The following is a 17340-nucleotide window of genomic DNA, read 5'->3' as shown; positions in this document are numbered from 1 at the left end:
CGCGCCAGGAATGCCGCGGGATGAACCCGAGCGCCTCCCGCGCGGCGTCGATCGCGAGCAGGGTCTCGAACTCCCCGAGGTCGCGCCTGACCTCGACGCTGGGGAAGACCTCCTTGAGCAGTTCGGCCGACGGGCGGTTCATGATGGTGTCGGCCGCGGCGATGATGTAGCTCGACGAGCCCTGCAGGGGCGCGTCCAGGGCCAGCCGGCAGGCGGCGGCCGCGTCGCGGGTGTCGATGTAGCCCCACAGGTTCCACTTGCGGGAGTGCGGGTCGTCCCAGTAGCCCGGCACCGTCGCGTAGTCCTCCGGGTCGTGGATGTTGGAGAAGCGCAGGGCCACGAAGGGGATGCCCGACCACGCGGCGACCTGCTCGGCCGTCGTCTCGCCGACCACCTTCGACAACGCGTACGTCGAGGTGGGGAACGGGTAGTGCGCCTCGTCGACGGGCGCGTACGACGGCGGCACGTCGAACGGCAGCCCCAGCGTGGTCTCGCTGGAGGCCCACACCACCCGGCCGAGCCCGAGCTGGGCCGCGGCGAGGAAGACGTTGGCGTTCATCACGGTGTTGGTGTTGTAGGTCTGCGCCGGGGTGTGGATGCCGGGCGCGGGGATGTTGGCCAGGTGGACGACCGCGTCGACTCCGTCCAGCACTTCGACGGCCTGGCCGTACTCGGTGAGGTCGGCCAGCAGCACGGGCGTCCCCAGCCCGGCCGGAGCCGGCCTGACGTCGGTCGCGACCACCGTGTGACCGTGGTCGAGCAGGTCACGCACGACTCCGCGCCCGAGCTTGCCGCTCGCGCCGGTCACGCAGATCTTCGCCATGATTCCTCCTGAAGTGGTGCGTTATGGGTCCACTCTGTCAGAGGCCGCTCCGCCGGGATCTCACGAGCCCTCGCCCGAAAAAACGTCATGATCCAGACTGAGGCCCGGTGGTAGACATGTCACCCATGACCGAATACCGCGCGTCCTTCGACGCGTCCGTCACGTTCAGCAACGGCGGCGATCTGACCGTCCACGGGTTCCGCGTGGATGTGCCCTCCGCCGACGTGGACGAGGCCACGATCGGGGCGCTGTTCGTCGCCTCGCTGGGCCTGCTGATGACGGGCACGGTCGAGCTGAGCAACGTTGAGATCGTCGCCGAGCCGCACAAGGGCACGCGCGGCGGCCCGTCGGACCGGTCCGGACGTGCCGTACGGCCAGGCGGGAGGCTCGTGGAGCTCGGCCACGTGATCCGTGCGGGGATGGTCACCTATCCCGGCCTGCCCGCGCCGGAGATCACGCCCCACCTGACCCGGAAGGCCTCGCGCGAGGCCTACGCGGCGGGCACCGAGTTCGCCATCGACACGCTGAAGCTGGTCGGCAACACCGGGACCTACCTCGACTCGCCCTACCACCGTTTCGCCGGCGGCGGCGACCTCACCACCATTCCCCTGGAGGGCACGGTCGACCTCCCGGCGGTGGTCGTCCGGGTGACCGGCACCCGGGCCTCCGGGATCGACGTCGGCGCGCTCGCCGCCGTGGACGTGCGCGGAGCGGCCGTCCTGCTGCACACCGGCGACGACGCCCGCTTCGGCACCCCCGCCTACGCCGAGGACCGCCACTTCCTCACCCGGGCGGGCGCCGAATGGCTCGCCGAACAGGGCGCGGCGCTGGTCGGGATCGACGCGATCAACATCGACGACACCGACGACCGCGAACGGCCTGCGCACACCGTGCTGCTCGCCGCGGGCATTCCCGTCGTGGAGCACCTGACCGGCCTGGAGCAGCTGCCGCCGACCGGTGCGACCTTCACCGCCGTCCCCCTGCGCGTCGAAGGATTCGGCACCATCCCGGTGCGCGCGTTCGCCCGGCTTCCCGGATGACTCACAGCTGCCTGTGGTCCCACCGTCACCATTCGGCCCTCTCCGGTTCACCGCAGGGGGCCGATGAGTTCCGCGTGATCCCGGACGGCGGCAACCTCACGTTCATGGGTCCGTCTCCGGGGGAGGGCTTACTGGGCCAAGTTATATAGACAACTTGGCTCACCCGGGCGGTGCCCGGGCGGAGAGGACCCAAACTCGTGTCACCCCTCTCACGTGCCGTGACCACCGGCAGCACGATCACGCTCAGCTCGCCGACGACCCCTCAACGGGGCGACAAGCTGACCTTCAACTGGGCGACGGATGCGCCCGACCCCAAGAACTGGATCGGCATCTACGACGGCAGCCGAAAGCCCGGAACCGGAAGCGCCATCGTCTGGGCCTACGTCCCCGGCTCCTCCGGTCAGCTCACGCTCGACACCTCGGGCCTGAGCGGCGGGCCGTACACCGCCTACTTCCTGGCCAAGGACGGCTACGGCATCCTCGCCCAGACCGACCCGTTCAGCTTCGCCGGGCAGACGACCGACACCATCGTGCTCACGTCTCCGACCGCCCCCCTCGAGGGCGACCGCCTGAGCTTCCACTGGACCACCGAGACGCCCGACCCCACCAACTGGATCGGCATCTACGACGGCGACCGGCAGCCGGGCAACGGCGGCTCGCTGGTGTGGGAGTACACCCCCGGCGCCTCCGGCGACATCACGCTCGACACCGGGGGCCTGAGCGGCGGGCCGTACACCGCCTACCTGCTGGCCAAGGACGCCTACGGCATCCTCGCCAAGACCGCCCCGTTCAGCTTCGCCGTACGGCCGGTCATCCCGCGCCCGCACGCGGTGGTCGACGCACTCACCACCGCGCCGCAGACGGCGGGCGCGTCCTTCGCCGTACGGCTCGGCGGCCTCTGGATCAGGCCGGACGGCAACGCCGCCGGGACCCCCACCTTCAAGCGCGTCTCCGGCGACGCGTGGTTGTCGGTCGCCGCCGACGGAACCGTCACCGGGAAGGCGCCGGCCTCCGCGCCGAAGACGCCGGGCCGGATCGTGGTCGCCGTCACCGACAGCGCCGTCGGGTCCGACACCGTCACCGTCCAGGTGCCGGTCCGCTCGGCCAAGGACAAGGTCCAGGTCAAGGTCGCCACGCTGAACCTCTGGGACGGCGGCACGCACGTCGACGGGTCCCTGGAGAAGCAGCTGCGGCTGGTGCTCAACCAGGGCCTGGACGTCGTGGCGCTCCAGGAGGCCGGCGGCACCGCCGCCCGTGACCTCGCCCAGGCGCTCGGCTGGCAGGTCTACCAGGCCGGCAGTCTCGGCATCGTCAGCCGTTACCCGCTGGGCGACCTGCGCGCTCCGACCGCCGACCTGCCCGCCGCGGCCGCCACCGTGCAGCTGCCCGGCGGGAACTCGCTGCGGCTGTGGACCGCACAGCTGGACGAGGCCGCCTACGGGCCGTACGCCGTGCTCGCAGGGAGCACCGCCGCCCAGGTCGAGACGGCGGAGAAGCAGACCGTCCGCTACCGCCAGACGCAGGCGCTGGTCGCCGCCATGCGGGGTGACATCGCCTCACGCAGGGCGGTCGTGCTCGCCGCCGGCCTCGCCTCGCCCTCCCACCTCGACTGGACGAGCCGTACGGCGTCCGCACACGACGGAGTGGGCCGGCTGCGCTGGCCGGTCACCGAGACGCTGCGGCAGGCCGGTCTCACCGACGCCTTCCGCGACGTGTCGACCAACCCGGTCAAGGACCCCGGCAACACGTGGTCTCCCGTACGGCCCGAGCACGACGGGGGCGGCGCGGAGCCGCAGGACCGCATCGACCAGGTGCAGTACGCCGGACCGCTGAAGGTCGTCGAAGCCCACAACCTCGTCACCGGCTGGCCGAAGCCCGTGCCGGACACCTCCGCCAACGGATGGCCGTCCGACCACGCCGCCGCCGTCGTCACCTTCTCCCTGCGCTGAACCACCGAAGGAACCCCTTTTCATGACTGAGATCAGCCGCCGCACGTTCATCGGCGCCACCGCGGCCGCCGGAGCGGTAGCCGCAGTCGGCATGCCCGGCATGACCGGCACGGCGAACGCCTCGTCCGACGACAACAACGGCAAGCACGGCGGGCACGGCGACCACGGAAGCCTCGCCGACGTCAAGCACGTCGTGATCCTGATGCAGGAGAACCGCAGCTTCGACCACTATTTCGGCACGCTGAACGGGGTGCGGGGCTTCGGCGACCGGCAGGCCGTCACCTTCCCCAACGGCGACTCGGTGTTCCGCCAGCCCGACAGGGGGCGGTCCGAGGGCTACCTCCTGCCCTTCCGGATGGACACCACCAAATACAACGCGCAGAACGCGGGCGGCCTCCCGCACGACTGGGACACCGGCCACACGGCCGTCGACGGCGGCGCCATGGACAAGTGGGTCGCCGCCAAGGGTGAGCGCACCATGGGCTACTTCACCCGCCAGGACATCCCGTACCAGTACGCGCTGGCCGACGCCTTCACCCTCTGCGACGGCTACTTCTGCTCCCTGAACGGGCCCACCGACCCCAACCGCCTCTACCTGTGGACGGGCACCGCCGGCCCCGGCGTCGACGGCACCACCGGCCCGTGGACCGACAACACGCCGGTCACCGGCAACCCGGTGGCCGACTGGACGACCTACGCCGAGCGGCTGGAGAAGGCCGGGGTGACCTGGCGCGTCTACCACAACCCCGACGGCTCCGACGACCGGAACGGCGACTACGACGACAACGCCCTGTCGTACTTCAAGCAGTTCCACGCCTTCCCGAAGGACGACCCCCGCTACATCAACGCGATGACCAAGTGGGACCTCACGGCCTTCGACCAGCACTGCAAGGACGGCACGCTGCCGACCGTCTCGTGGCTCGTGGCGCCCTACCTGTTCTGCGAGCACCCGGCCGCCAGTCCCGACTACGGCGCCCACTGGGTCAACACCGCGCTGCAGTCGCTGTTCTCCAACCCCGACGTGTGGAAGCACACCGTCTTCCTGTTGATGTACGACGAGAACGACGGCTACTTCGACCACGTGATCCCCCCGTTCCCCGAGCCGGGCACGAAGGACGAGTTCGCCGGAGGCAAGGCCATCGGCCTGGGCAGCCGGGTGCCCCTGTGGGTCATCTCGCCCTGGTCCCGCGGCGGCTGGGTCAACTCCCAGGTGTTCGACCACACCTCGGTGGTGCAGTTCCTCGAGCGCGTCACCGGCGTGAAGGAGCCCAACATCTCCGACTGGCGGCGTACCGTCTGCGGCGACCTGACCAGCGCCTTCGACTTCAGCCGGCCCGACTACAGCATCCCCGGCCTTCCCGACACGGTCGCGCTGATGGCCAAGGCCGACGCGAACAACTCGCTGCCGGGGGTCAAGGTGCCCGCGGTCGGGCAGCAGTCCATGGCCGTACAGGAGGAGGGGGAGCGGCAGCACCGGGCCCTGCCGTACCGGCCGTGGGCGGACGTGAAGGTCGACCGGGCCTCGGGCAAGGTCACCTGCACGCTGACCAACGACGGCGCCGTGGGCTACCACTTCACGGTGCTGCCGAACGTCGCCCAGCAGTTCACCGGCACGCCGTTCACGGTCGCGCCGCGTTCCTCGCGCACGTACGTGTGGGACGCGACCGGCACCGACGGCCGCTACGACTTCAGCGTGCACGGCGCCGACGGCTTCGTGCGCCGCTTCTCCGGCACCGTCGTACGGCACGACCAGGACGACGTGGCCGTTCCGGAGGTGAAGGCGACGCTGCGGCGGGCCGGTCGGCCGGACGTCGCGTCGATCGAACTGGACCTGTACAACGAGGGCGGGACCGAGGTGGCCTTCACGATCACGCCGAACGACTTCGGCGGTCAGGAGACCACCGTCTGGGTGAAGCCCGGCGACCACGCCCGGCACACGTGGCGCTGCGACCGCGGCCGGTACGACTTCACCGTCACCGCCGGCACCGGCACCCGCTTCGCCCAGCGGTACGCCGGCACCGTCCACGAGATGTGATCACCCTGAGTTGAGCCGGGGACCGGGTGCGGACCGCACCCGGTCCCCGGGTCATTTGGTGGAGCCCGCCAGCATGCCGGACACGAGCGCGCGCTGGGAGAACAGGAAGACGACCAGCACGGGCAGGATCGAGATCAGGATGGCGAGGGCGAGTTCCGGGCTCGTGATGTTGAGACCGGCCCCCGCGACCGGGTTGAACGACGGCGTCGACGTCAGCAACTGGTTCAGCCCCACCTGCACGGGGAAGGCGTCGCTGCTGGGCAGCACGAGGTAGGGCAGGAAGAAGTTGTTCCAGTTGCCGACGAAGCTGAAGAACGCGACCAGCGCGACGACGGGCCGGGCCAGCGGCAGCGCGATCTTCAGGAAGATCTGCCACTCGCTCGCGCCGTCGAGGCGCGCGGCCGACAGGATCGAGCGCGGCAGGCTGGTCGCGAAGTAGATGTACACGAGATACACGCCGAACGGAAAGAACGAGAACGGCAGGATCACACTCCAGGCGGTGCCGATCAGGTGGAACAGGTTGAGCTCGAGGAAGATCGGCAGCACCAGCGCGGCGGACGGCATGATCATGACTGTCAGCGTGATCATCAGCAGCAGCTTGCGGCCGCGGAACCGGGTGAGTGCGAGGGCATAGCCGGCCGGGATGCTGGTCAGGATCGTGATCGCCAGCGAGCCGACGCTGTAGACCGCCGAGTTCTTCAGCCAGACGAGGATCGCCGCGCCCTGGAACGAGATCAGGTGGTCCCAGGCGGCCGCCAGGTTGTGGAAGGACCCGAAAGACAGCGGGGCGTCGCTGATGAGCTCTCCCGCGGTCTTGGTCGGCGCCAGGAGCAGCCAGATCACCGGCAGGATGAAGAACACGAGGAGCAGCGCCAGGACCAGCGTCACCACCAGCGCGGTCGCCGTACGGGATGCCCGGCCGGAACGGGGCGCGGGGGAGTGCACAGTCGTCATTCGTTGTCATCCACGGTGAAGAGCCCGGAACGGGTGACCAGGACGCCGGCGCACGCGAGACCCAGCACGAGCAGGAAGATCGAGATGGCGGCGGCGCCGTTGAAGTCGCCCTTCTGGAACGCGTAGAGGTAGGCGAGCTGGTTCGGCGACCACGTCGGGCTGACGCGGCCGAGACTCGCGGTCTGCAGCAGCTGCGGCTCGACGAAGATCTGCGTGCCCGCCGCGAAGGCGAGGATCGTCATGTAGGCGATCCACTTCTTGATCATTGGGATCTGGACGGACCAGGCCGTCCTCCACGGACCGGCGCCGTCGATGCGCGCGGCCTCGATGACCTCGTCGGGGATGTTGTTGAGGGCGCCGTACATCACGACCATCCACCCGCCCGCCCCGGCCCAGAACGCGATCAGCACGAGGATGACCGGCAGGTTCCCCGGCGCCAGCACTGCCGCGAAGTTGCCGAATCCGGCGGCGCTGATGAGCCAGCCGACGGGGCTGACCGACGGGTCGAGCATGAACAGCCAGACCAGCACACTCGCGATGCCGGCGAGCGCACCCGGCACGTAGAACAGGAAACGCAGCGTGGCCGACAGGCCGGGTCGCATGCGGCCGCGGAGGATCACGGCCGCGCCCACCGACAGCACGACGAGCAGCACCAGCCAGAGCACCAGGTACACGACGATGTCGCCGAACGCCGGCAGGAAGCGGAAGTCCTGCACGACCTTGACGAACTGGCCCAGGCCGGTGAACTGCCCGCGGTCGTTGGTCAGCGCGAGGTAGGCGGCGTACCCGGTGGGGAACACGCCGAACGCCAGGAGGAGGACGACGTACCCCGAGACGAAGAGGTATCCGGCGAGCCCGCCGGCGGCCGGGCGCCGCACGGATGTGCGGCGCCCGATCGGATCGGCGGCGGGAGCCGCGCCCCGGATGTCGAGCGATGTCATTGGTTGACGACCGTGTAACCGTCCGACTTGGCCTCGTCGGAGATGGCCTGCTGCCAGGCGGGAAGCGTCTCCGTGAGGGTCTTGCCCTCGGTCAGGGCGGGGAGGACGACGCTCGACCAGGCCGTCTGGTCGCTGAACTTCACGTTGGACCAGCCCGTCCACACCTGGCCGGCGGCCGTCGTGAACGCAGGCGTGATGTCGTCGGCGAAGTAGTCGCTGTTGGCGGGGTTCTTCAGCCAGGCCTCGGCGGCCGGCGAGTACGCCGGGTAGGTCGGCGCACCGGACTGGTAGTCGTTCGAGGTGGTCAGCCACGTCACCAGATCGGTGGCCGCCTTGAGGTTCTTGCTGTGTGACGAAACCACCCAGGTGCCGCCGCCGACGTTACCGGTGAAGGTCTGCGACTCACCCTCCCACGAGAGCGGGTTCGACGCGGCGATCTCACCGGCCGGCACCTTGAAGGCGTTGTTGAACAGGTACTGGCCGTACCACGACGGACCGAAGGCCATCAGCGTCTTCGACCCGTGCTCCTTGGCGTAGCCGGCGCTGAAGAAGGCCTCGGTGCTGACCGACTTGTTCGCGATGAGCTTGTCGAGCAGCGTCGCCATGCGCGTGCACTTGGGGTCCTGGAGGGCGACCCTGAGGGTGCTGTCCTTCACCAGGTTGAACGCGGGGCACTGGCTGGCCCAGAAGTACGATTCGTGCGCGTTGGTGTCGCCGACGGAGCCGATGAAGTATCCGGGGTGCTCGGAGGCGACCTTCTCACCCAGGGCCTCGTACTGCTCCCAGGTGGTCGGCACGGTGTAGCCGAACTTGTCCATGAGCTTCTTGTTGTACCAGAGCACCACCTGCGCGAGGTCGTTGCGCATGCAGTACGTGTGGCCGTTGAACTGGCACGGCGCCAGCGACCCCGTCGCGAAGCCGTCGAGCAGCTTCTGGTCGACGAGCCCGTCGAGCGGGGCGGCGAAGGGCACCTTGCCGGGCGTGGTCGGCCGGGACGCCCACGTGAGGTCCACGGGCGGGGCGAAGACGACGTCCGGCCACCCGCTGCCGGTGCGGTCGAACAGCTGCACCTTGGTCTGCAGGTAGGTGGATCCGTCGGCGCCGCCGTCGTAGGTGACGACGTTGAGCTTCGCCTGCGGGTGGGAGCTCTGGTACGCCTTGACCGCGTCCAGGCGGGTGGAGTCGGCCCAGACGGTGATCGTGGAGGAGGCGTCCTGGGTGACGGGCTTGAACGCGTCGTTAGACGCTTCCGTCGTCTGTTCTGCGCTCGCGCAACCGGCGAGTGCGGCCAGCAGGGCCGCCGCGACGACTGCGAGCCCAGCCCTGCCAAGCCGGCGCTGCGATGCGCCTGTCCAGCCAGAGGCGAGCGACTTCATGGTGGTGCCTTTCGCGATGAGGAACAAAGGGGGTGCTGCGATCAGGGATCAGGCGAGCTTTTCCACGTACGGGGCGAGCTCGCCGGGGTAGTCGAGGTGTCCGGGCAGGGCGATGCCGGGACCGGTCGGGGCGTGCACCAGGCCGTTCGCGTCGACGTGGCGCTCGCGCACCACCGTGGTCGCGGTGACGAGCGACTCGTAGTAGGTGGTGTTCGAGATCGCCATGCACAGGTGCTGGTTCGGGATGTCCGACCCGTGCACCTCGGCCCGTACGCGGAAGGAGTCGGCCAGGTGGGCCGTGCGCATGGCTCCGGTCATGCCTCCGCGCAGCGTGGTGCTCGCCCGCACGCCGAACGTCGCGGCGCCGGCGCGGATGAAGTCGGCCGAGTTCATGTGCGCGCCGTCGGACGTCTCCGCGACGAGGAGCGGCACCTTGACCGCCCGGGCGAGCTGCGCGTACGCGGAGACGCTGAACTCGCGCATCGGCTCCTCGTACCAGAGGTAGCCGAGGTCGGACAGCGCGGCGCCGAGGTAGACCGCGTCGGGAAGGTCGAAGCCGGCCGACCCGTCGTACATCAGCTCGACGTCCGGCCCCACGTGCTCGCGCAGCGCACGGCAGAGCGCGGCGTCCCTGCGGGCGTCGCCCCACGCGTGCAGCTTGATCGCGCGGTAGCCCAGGGCGAGGCACTGGTCGGCGACGTCGAGGAACTCCTCGACGGTCGCGAACGTCGCCGTCGACGCGTAGGCGGGGATCTCGGTGCGGAACCCGCCGAGCAGCCGCCAGACCGGTACGTCGTGGAGGCGCCCCGCGAGGTCCCACAGCGCGACGTCGATGAGGCCGAGCGTCGGAAGCGGCAACTCCTCGATGCGGTCGAGCTCCCAGACCCGGTGCCAGATCCACTCCCGCTGAAGCGGGTCCTGGCCGACGAGCTCGTCGCGGAAGACCCGGTCGACCAGGTCGTCGAGCGCCGCGAACGCGCCGGGCCGGGTGAAGACGGCGACGCCCTCGACGCCGGCGTCCGTGCCGATGCGCAACACGGCGCCGTCTCCCGCGGGAGCGCTGCCGCCGAGGCCTTCACGCCAGCGGAAGGGAGGATTCGCCGCCGGGACGTGGATCCGATGTACTTCGACGTGGGTGATCTTCATGCTGACTTTCTTCGGTGTGCCGAGTGGATCGCTGGGGGCTCAACGGGTGGGCGGCCGGTCGTTCGAGACGAGCCTGGCGAGCCGGTCCCGTATCCTCCGCTCGAACTGGTCCCTCGTGGTGTTGATGTGCTCGGCCATGAGCGCCGCCGCGGACTGGGCGTCGCCGTCGGCGATCGCCTCGGCGACGGCGAGGTGCTGGTCGGCCGCGACGACGAACGAGCCGGGCACGTCTCCGTGGAAGAGCAGGAGATCGGACTGCACCGCGAGTTGCCGCAGGCCGGCCACACCGGCCTCGAGGAACATGTTGTGCGCCGCCGCCGCGACCGCCCCGTGGAACTGCGCGTCCGCCTCGGCGAAGTCGTTGGCGTTGTCCTGGGCCGCCGCCTCGATCGAGCGCCGGGCGCCCTCGCGGATCGAGCGCACCTCGATGGGGGTCGCCATCGAGGCCGCCCTCCGCGCGGTCTCGCCTTCGAGCAGGATGCGGTGGTCGAACAGCATCACCACCTGATCCAGCTCGGTCGGCTGGAAGTGCACGAGCGCCTCACCCGACAGCGGACCGCCTGAGGGCTCGGCCACGAAGATCCCGGCGCCCTTGCGGACGTTGAGCCTGCCCATCGCGGCCAGCACCTTGACGGCCTCGCGGGTGACGTTGCGCGTCGCGCCGAGGATCTCCGCCAGGCCCTGCTCGGTGGGCAGCCGGTCGCCTGGCCGCAGATTCTGCTCGGCGATGTAGTGGAGCACCTGCTCGGCCACGAGATCGTAGCCCGGCCGGTATCGCCGGGCCGCACCTCCCTTCGCGGAGCTCGCTTCGGAGGCGGTGGAATCGCTGCCCATGTGCGGATCTTCCCTTTCGGCCGACGACTACGGTGCGTGTGCCGCACCCTACGACCGCTCGTCACCTCCCGTCAAAATGTTTCAGATCAATTTTTGGACACTGGCCGAGATTCGGGCCCTGCCTGCGGATTGATCGGATCAAACCTGCTAACAATCCGGGTTGTGCGGAGGATAGATGTGATTCTTTGCCTTCCCAGAGGGACCCTCCGTCGCTACCCTCTGCTCCAGCCGCGCGGCCCCTCGCGCGGGGCCGAAGAAGTGCTGGAGAGTCGATGCTCAACTCACGCATCCCGCCCCTATTACGAATGGCGTCGGTGGTCGTGGCCCTCGGGGCCGCGGTGACGCTCTCGCCGACCGCGTCGTCCGCGGCCGCGGCCACGTCGTTCTACGTCGCGCCGGACGGCCACGGGCACGCCTGCTCGGCGCGGGTGCCCTGCGCACTCGAGACGGCCCAGGCGAAGGTGCGCCACCGCACCGAACACATGACGGGCGACATCGTGGTCACGATCGAGGACGGGACGTACCGCCTCGGCAAGACCCTCGACTTCGACGCGGCGCGCGGCGACTCCGGCGTCGACGGCCATTCGGTGATCTACCAGGCCGCCCCCGGCGCGCATCCCGTGCTCAGCGGAGGCACCCGGATCACCGGGTGGACGCAGGGCCCGGGCGGAGCCTGGCAGGCGAGCGTCCCGGCGGGCTTCGACACGCGCCAGCTGTACGTCGACGGCGTGCGGGCCAACCGCGCTTCGGGCCCCAACCCGACCGGCTTCACCCGGACGGCCACCGGCTACACGACGACCACCGGCGTGCTCTCGACGTACAAGAACATCACCGACGTCGAGTTCGTCTACGGCGTGGCCTGGTCGCAGATGCGCTGCCAGATCGCGAGCGTCCAGGGCGCCACCGTGACCATGAAGCAGCCCTGCTTCGACAACTCGACCCGCAAGCAGTACGGCGCCAACGCCGACCTGCCCAACTACGTCGAGAACGCCAAGGAACTGCTGAACGACCCCGGCGAGTGGTATCTCGACAAGCCCGCCCACACGGTCTACTACATCCCGCGCGCCGGCGAGGACATGGCGCAGGCCGACATCGAGGCGCCGAGGCTGCAAACGATCATCACCGGTCACGGCACCGAGGCCGAGCCGCTGCGCGGCCTCACGCTGCGCGGCCTGACCGTCGAATACGGCACGTGGCTCGAGCCGAACAGCGACGACGGCTTCTCCGAGGTGCAGGCGAACATGCGCCTCACCGGAGACAAGGCGTGGGACCGTCAGGGCTCCTGTGACCGCTTCGACACCGCGAACCCCGGCACCTGCCCCTACGGCAACTGGACGACGACGCCCGGCAACGTGGTCTTCACCTGGACCGACGGCCTCACGCTCGAGCGCGACACCTTCCAGCACCTCGGCGCCGCCGGCGTCGAACTCGGGCGCGGCACCCACCACGCGGCCGTGCGCGGCAACGTCTTCACCGACATCAGCGGCAACGGCCTCGAGATCGGCAACGGCACGGACGCCGACCCCGGCGACGTGGCCGTCATCCCCGCCGACAACGTGATCTCCGACAACTGGGTGCACAACATCGCCACGGAGTACACCGGCGGCGTCGGCATCTTCCAGGGATACGCCCGCAACTCGACCATCGAGCACAACCAGGTCAACGACGTGCCGTACTCCGGCATCAGCTCGAACTGGGGCTGGGGCCGTACGTCGACCAAGACCACCGGCAACGTCATCGCCGACAACCTCATATTCGACTACCTGCAGATCCGCGCCGACGGCGGCGGCATCTACGTGCTCGGCCAGGAGGGCTCGTCGATGGAGACGGGCCTCACGATCAAGGGCAACGTCATCCGCGGCGCGATCGGCGGCGGCCACGCGATCTACACCGACGGCGGCAGCCAGTACGTGACGGTGAGCGGCAACGCCATGTACGGCAACCACATCCCGTCGTACGGCGGCTGCAACGAACGCCAGGGCACGCCGTACGGCGACCTGCTCTTCAGCGGCAACTACTGGGAGAACCCGACGGGCGACTGGCCGTGCGGTGACCCGAGCAACCTGACCGTCACCGGCAACACCCAGGTGAACGAGAACGGCGACGGCGTGCCCGCCTCCGTCCTCGCCGGCGCCGGCATCGAGCCGGCCTATGCCGACATCTCCGCGGCCCCGGCCGGCGTGGCCGCGATCAACGTGGCGGCGGGCAAACCCGCCAAGGCGATCTTCCTCAACGGCGGCACCGCCGGTCTGCAGCCGGAGTCGAAGCTCGAGTACGCCACGGACGGCGACCCCTCGACCTACGTTCAGGCGAGCGGCCAGTTCCGCTGGCAGTTGGAGGTCGACCTGGGCCAGGTGCACACCCTGGGTTACGTGACGGTGGGCATGCCGCAGAAGCATTTCGCGACCGACTTCCACGTCGACACCTCCCAGGACGGGGTGACGTTCACGACGGCCGCGACCGTGCACGACAGCGGCTGGGGGCGGGTCCCCGTGCAGTTCGGCACCCCGGTCACCGCGCGGTACGTCCGCGTCGTCGCCGACAAGCCGGATGACTGGGGCCAGCGCGGCGACCAGATGGCGATCGACGAGTTCGGCGCGTTCGAGGCGCCGGCCGCTGACTTCGCGCGGGGCCGCGGGGCGGCCGCGCTGTTCACGGACAAGACGGTGGCGAAGATGCAGCCCGGCTCCACGGCCGCTTACGCGGTCGACGGTGATCCCGCCACGTTCGCGCAGGCCAGCGACCGCTACCGCTGGATCCTGCAGGTGGACCTCCAGCAGGTCAGGTCGCTGGAGACGATCGCTGTGGTCCAGCCGTCACGCGCGTACGCGACGGCGTTCCACGTCGACGTGTCCGTCGACGGCTCCACCTACTGGACGGTCGCCCACAGGACCGACGTGTCGTACGGAGTCACGGGCGTCGGGCTCGATTCCCCGACGAAGGCCCGGTTCATCCGGATCGTGGCCGACCGTCCGAACGACGGAGGCCAGACCGGCGGGCAGATGGCCGTCTCCGAGCTGAAGGCGTTCGGCGCGGGCTGACCTGTCTCCCCGGGGGCGCGGTGTGGTCGTCATGCCGCGCCCTCGGCGCATCAGCCGTACCGGAGGTCAGCGGACGCGGACGGGCAGCGTGTGCAGGCCGCGGATCAGCGTGCTGATCCGCCACTCCAGGCCGGCGCGCTCGGCGCCGAGCTCCAGCGCGGGGAACCGGTCGAGCAGCCGGCCGAGGGCGATCTCCGCTTCGAGCCGGGCCAGCGGTGCGCCGAGGCAGTAGTGGATGCCGTGCCCGAAGGCCAGGTGACCGCCACCGGGCCTGGTGATGTCCAGGCGATCCGGTGCGGGGAACCGGTCGGCGTCCCGATTGGCCGACAGCAGGGAGATCATGACGAACTGGTCCGCGGGGATCTCCACGTCGCCGACCAGGACAGGTTCGGTGGTGAAGCGAACGGTCGCGATGTTGATGGGGCCGTCGAAACGCAGGAACTCCTCGACGGCGTTCGGCAGCAGGGACGGGTCCGCGCGTAAGGCCGCCATCTGCCCGGGGTCGTCGAGCAAGGCGAGCACTCCGTTGGAGATCAGGTTGACCGTCGTCTCATGGCCCGCCACCAGCAGCAGGAACGCCATCGACACGACCTCGTCCTGTGAGAGCCGGTCGCCCTCGTCCGACACCTGGACGAGCTCGGACAGCAGGTCGTCGCCGGGCGCCGTGCGTTTCCGGTCGACGAGCGCGGTCAGGTAGGCCGTCAGCTCCTCGTGCGCGACACGCATCTCGGCTTCCGACGCGGCGGCGACGAACGGCGACGACCAGGCGCGGAACTTGTCGCGGTCGGAGCCGGGGACGCCCAGCAGTTCGCAGATGACGGCGATGGGAAGCGGGAAGGCGTACGACTCCATCAGATCGACCGACCCCGCGTCCGCCATGTCGTCGAGCAACGCGTCCGTGATCTGCTCGATGCGCGGGCGGAGCCGGGCCACGGTCCTCGCGGTGAACGCCTTGTTCACCAGCGTGCGGAGCCTCGTGTGGTCCGGCGGATCAGAGGTGAGCATGTGGGCGGACAACGACGAGGCGAGGGCGCCGGCCGTGCCTTCGGGGAACAGTTCCAGCGCTCTGGCGCCGTCCTTGCTCAGCCGGGGGTCGGCGAGCAGAGCCTTGGCCTCCGCGTACCGGGACACCAGCCAGACCTGCAGCCCCCGGTAGAGCATCGCCGTCCGGACCGGCCCCTCCGCACGAAGAGCCGCATAGACGCCATGCGGGTCCTGGTAAAAGGCGCGATTCAGCTTGATCGGTTCGGTCGCCACCCCACTCACCGTACTCGGGGCGGCCGACACGGCCGGGTGCCGGGGCGCGTCATGGAGGACGACGGGATGCACGTTCCCCATCCCGTTGTCCGGCGAAATCAAGACATGTCTGCTTTCATACTGTCCTGCAATCAACGGCTTCATTACGAGGGGCAGAGCATGGCCGACGACGAGATCACCCGGACGTTCGTGGAGTTCGACGGGGACAACGACGGATACATCACCGCGGAGGAGTTCACGCTCGCCATGGCCGCCCGCCGCGAAGAGGTGAGCCAGGACGACCTCGTGTCGATCTTCGAGTACACCGACGAGGACGAGGACGGCCTGATCAACCTGGCGGAGTTCGCCTCTGCGTGGAACGCCTGACGGATTGGACGGCCGGGCGTCGTCCCGGCTGACGCACCACTCGACCCGGGCCGCGCCTGCGCACGCCATTCGCCGTACGGCAGAGCCCGGGTTTGTCGTGTGACCCGCGGCGAATGTTGCCATCAGGCTAAACGAAATCGTCACGAACGAGCAGACGAGCCAGGTGACCAACGCCCATGCCGGCTGGAAACGGAGCAGCGGATAAGCTCCACACCCCGGCGACGATTACATACATCGCGGTGATCACGAGGATCAGGTACCCGAGGATGAGGCCGGCGACGGCCAGGCCGCGGCCGCCTTTGGTGCCGTCCTTGGTCTGGGCGAGGCCGATATGCCCGAGGATGATCGCGATCACGCAGGGGATGCCGAATGTGCACCATCCGACGACGACGCCGACCACGCCGACCACGAGGCTCGCCATGGCCGCGCCGGATGTCTGCGGCTGCGCGTACATCGGCTGCGCGTACATCGGCTGAGGCCAAGGCGGCGGGGTCGCCGGCCGGGCGTCGGCTAGCGGCTGGGTTCTCGGACTCTGCTTTGACGCGCTTTCTAGGAGTGCCGGTACGGCATCCATCTCGTGGGGCACGTCCTCCGGCTCGATCTCGACCTGGTCCTCCAGGTCCGCGCCCCGCCGAGGGGTGAGATCCGTGAGCAGTTCGACGAGCTTGGCAGCGGTCGGCCGGCCGTCAGGATCCTTGGCCATCGACGCCGACAGGACGGGCGTGAGCCAGGCCGGTGCCCCGGCGAGGTCGGGCTGCTCGTTCAGTATCCGGCGGATCCTGGCTCCGTCGTTCGTCGCGCGGAACGGATGCACACCGGTCGCCGCGTAGGCGACGGTCACCGCCCAGGCGAAGACGTCCACCCCTGGGCCCGGCCGCTCATTGTTGATCAGCTCTGGCGCCATGTAGCCCATGGTTCCGGTCGCGCCGTAGGTGGTGAACCGGGTCGCGTCGAATTGGTGCGCGATACCGAAGTCAATCACCACCGGGTCGCCATTCGTCAAGATCACGTTGCTCGGCTTGATGTCGCGGTGGATACAGCCTTGCAGGTGAATCGCGGCAATCGCCTCGGCGAGCCCGCGGGCGAGGCGCCTCAGCTCGGCGCCTTTCAGCGGCCCCTCCCTCAGCAGCACGTCAAGAGGCATTCCCTCGACGTAGCGCATCACGAGGTACGGCCGGCTTGCCTCGAGGTCGAAGTCCACGATCTCCGCTACGCGAGGGTGCCGGACCTTCTCCATCGTCTCGACCTCGCGCCGCAGCCGGACGCGCATCTGATGGTCATCGAGTTGGCTGGCCATCTGCGCATGGAGCACCTTCACGGCGAGCATCCGTCCACGGTCGTCGCGGGCGAGGAAAACCTCTCCGAAACCGCCTGCACCGAGCCGATCCAGCGGCCTATAGGGGCCGATCGAGGCCGGCAGGGCAGGGTGCGACATGATACGGAACTCCGGGGGTCAGCTCACGTTGGTCACGGCCGTGGCTTATCGTACAAAGCCCGCCTTTTCAGGTGTCAACGCCTGCGAGAGCCCTCCGCAAAGGCGCGCTCTCCACTGTGCCGCAGAGGCATGAGTAGCGGGTG

13 protein-coding genes are annotated in these 17340 nt (G+C 69.4%); 5 read left to right on the top strand and 8 right to left on the bottom strand.

The window, feature by feature from the left end:
* The coding region (locus tag Pth03_RS40425) for an NAD-dependent epimerase/dehydratase family protein (protein WP_203949822.1) at positions 1-823 on the bottom strand (823 nt) is incomplete at its 3' end.
* Positions 824-948: 125 nt separating this feature from the next.
* Here Pth03_RS40425 and Pth03_RS40420 point away from each other — a divergent pair.
* The 3 genes from Pth03_RS40420 to Pth03_RS40410 all read left to right on the top strand — a co-directional run bounded on the left by Pth03_RS40420 (position 949) and on the right by Pth03_RS40410 (position 5847).
* Positions 949-1863 carry a cyclase family protein gene (locus tag Pth03_RS40420; RefSeq protein ID WP_308442423.1) on the top strand — a complete coding sequence of 305 codons (915 nt, stop codon included), beginning with the start codon at positions 949-951 and terminating at the stop codon, positions 1861-1863.
* A gap of 197 nt (positions 1864-2060) precedes the next feature.
* Complete coding sequence (locus Pth03_RS40415; protein WP_203949821.1) at positions 2061-3812, top strand: exonuclease/endonuclease/phosphatase family protein; 1752 nt, start codon at positions 2061-2063, stop codon at positions 3810-3812.
* Between the two features lie 22 nt (positions 3813-3834).
* Entirely contained in the window at positions 3835-5847 is a 2013-nt protein-coding gene (locus tag Pth03_RS40410; protein ID WP_203949820.1) for a phosphocholine-specific phospholipase C, read from the top strand.
* A 51-nt stretch (positions 5848-5898) separates the two neighbouring features.
* Here the strand turns inward: Pth03_RS40410 and Pth03_RS40405 are convergent, their stop codons facing one another.
* Genes Pth03_RS40405 through Pth03_RS40385 form a run of 5 tightly spaced genes read right to left on the bottom strand, consistent with a single transcriptional unit; the run spans position 5899 to position 11098 of the window.
* Positions 5899-6801: a carbohydrate ABC transporter permease gene (locus Pth03_RS40405; protein WP_203949819.1), complete on the bottom strand. Its 903-nt coding sequence runs from the start codon at positions 6799-6801 to the stop codon at positions 5899-5901.
* On the bottom strand, positions 6798-7742 hold the full coding sequence (locus Pth03_RS40400) for a carbohydrate ABC transporter permease (protein WP_203949818.1): 945 nt from the start codon (positions 7740-7742) through the stop codon (positions 6798-6800). Before Pth03_RS40400 ends, Pth03_RS40405 begins: the two co-directional genes overlap by 4 nt.
* Complete coding sequence (locus tag Pth03_RS40395; protein WP_203949817.1) at positions 7739-9118, bottom strand: ABC transporter substrate-binding protein; 1380 nt, start codon at positions 9116-9118, stop codon at positions 7739-7741. Before Pth03_RS40395 ends, Pth03_RS40400 begins: the two co-directional genes overlap by 4 nt.
* A gap of 48 nt (positions 9119-9166) precedes the next feature.
* Positions 9167-10264, bottom strand: a complete 1098-nt coding sequence (locus Pth03_RS40390; protein ID WP_203949816.1) for an enolase C-terminal domain-like protein — start codon at positions 10262-10264, stop codon at positions 9167-9169.
* Between the two features lie 39 nt (positions 10265-10303).
* Positions 10304-11098, bottom strand: coding sequence for a FadR/GntR family transcriptional regulator (locus tag Pth03_RS40385; RefSeq protein WP_203949815.1), 795 nt, complete (start codon positions 11096-11098; stop codon positions 10304-10306).
* A 272-nt stretch (positions 11099-11370) separates the two neighbouring features.
* Between Pth03_RS40385 and Pth03_RS40380 the strand changes: the two genes are divergently transcribed.
* Positions 11371-14139 carry a discoidin domain-containing protein gene (locus tag Pth03_RS40380; RefSeq protein WP_203949814.1) on the top strand — a complete coding sequence of 923 codons (2769 nt, stop codon included), beginning with the start codon at positions 11371-11373 and terminating at the stop codon, positions 14137-14139.
* 66 nt (positions 14140-14205) lie between these two features.
* Here the strand turns inward: Pth03_RS40380 and Pth03_RS40375 are convergent, their stop codons facing one another.
* On the bottom strand, positions 14206-15396 hold the full coding sequence (locus tag Pth03_RS40375; protein ID WP_239119778.1) for a cytochrome P450 family protein: 1191 nt from the start codon (positions 15394-15396) through the stop codon (positions 14206-14208).
* Between the two features lie 159 nt (positions 15397-15555).
* Between Pth03_RS40375 and Pth03_RS40370 the strand changes: the two genes are divergently transcribed.
* Positions 15556-15762, top strand: coding sequence for an EF-hand domain-containing protein (locus Pth03_RS40370; protein ID WP_203949813.1), 207 nt, complete (start codon positions 15556-15558; stop codon positions 15760-15762).
* 127 nt (positions 15763-15889) lie between these two features.
* On the opposite strand, the gene Pth03_RS40365 is transcribed toward Pth03_RS40370, so the two are convergent.
* Positions 15890-17197, bottom strand: coding sequence for a protein kinase domain-containing protein (locus Pth03_RS40365; RefSeq protein WP_203949812.1), 1308 nt, complete (start codon positions 17195-17197; stop codon positions 15890-15892).
* Between the last annotated feature and the right edge of the window lie 143 nt (positions 17198-17340).

Origin of the sequence: Planotetraspora thailandica, assembly GCF_016863335.1 — a bacterium.
Taxonomy (GTDB): domain Bacteria; phylum Actinomycetota; class Actinomycetes; order Streptosporangiales; family Streptosporangiaceae; genus Planotetraspora; species Planotetraspora thailandica.
Note: the sequence above shows the minus strand (reverse complement) of the source record. Positions and strands in the feature narration are given on the sequence as shown.

What these genes read in the sequence shown, in the direction of transcription:
- Pth03_RS40405 (WP_203949819.1), bottom strand. Translation starts at nt 6,801, where the DNA reads ATGACGACTGTGCACTCCCCCGCGCCCCGTTCCGGCCGGGCATCCCGT.
- Pth03_RS40410 (WP_203949820.1), top strand. Translation starts at nt 3,835, where the DNA reads ATGACTGAGATCAGCCGCCGCACGTTCATCGGCGCCACCGCGGCCGCC.
- Pth03_RS40365 (WP_203949812.1), bottom strand. Translation starts at nt 17,197, where the DNA reads ATGTCGCACCCTGCCCTGCCGGCCTCGATCGGCCCCTATAGGCCGCTG.
- Pth03_RS40420 (WP_308442423.1), top strand. Translation starts at nt 949, where the DNA reads ATGACCGAATACCGCGCGTCCTTCGACGCGTCCGTCACGTTCAGCAAC.
- Pth03_RS40370 (WP_203949813.1), top strand. Translation starts at nt 15,556, where the DNA reads ATGGCCGACGACGAGATCACCCGGACGTTCGTGGAGTTCGACGGGGAC.
- Pth03_RS40380 (WP_203949814.1), top strand. Translation starts at nt 11,371, where the DNA reads ATGCTCAACTCACGCATCCCGCCCCTATTACGAATGGCGTCGGTGGTC.
- Pth03_RS40400 (WP_203949818.1), bottom strand. Translation starts at nt 7,742, where the DNA reads ATGACATCGCTCGACATCCGGGGCGCGGCTCCCGCCGCCGATCCGATC.
- Pth03_RS40390 (WP_203949816.1), bottom strand. Translation starts at nt 10,264, where the DNA reads ATGAAGATCACCCACGTCGAAGTACATCGGATCCACGTCCCGGCGGCG.
- Pth03_RS40385 (WP_203949815.1), bottom strand. Translation starts at nt 11,098, where the DNA reads ATGGGCAGCGATTCCACCGCCTCCGAAGCGAGCTCCGCGAAGGGAGGT.
- Pth03_RS40395 (WP_203949817.1), bottom strand. Translation starts at nt 9,118, where the DNA reads ATGAAGTCGCTCGCCTCTGGCTGGACAGGCGCATCGCAGCGCCGGCTT.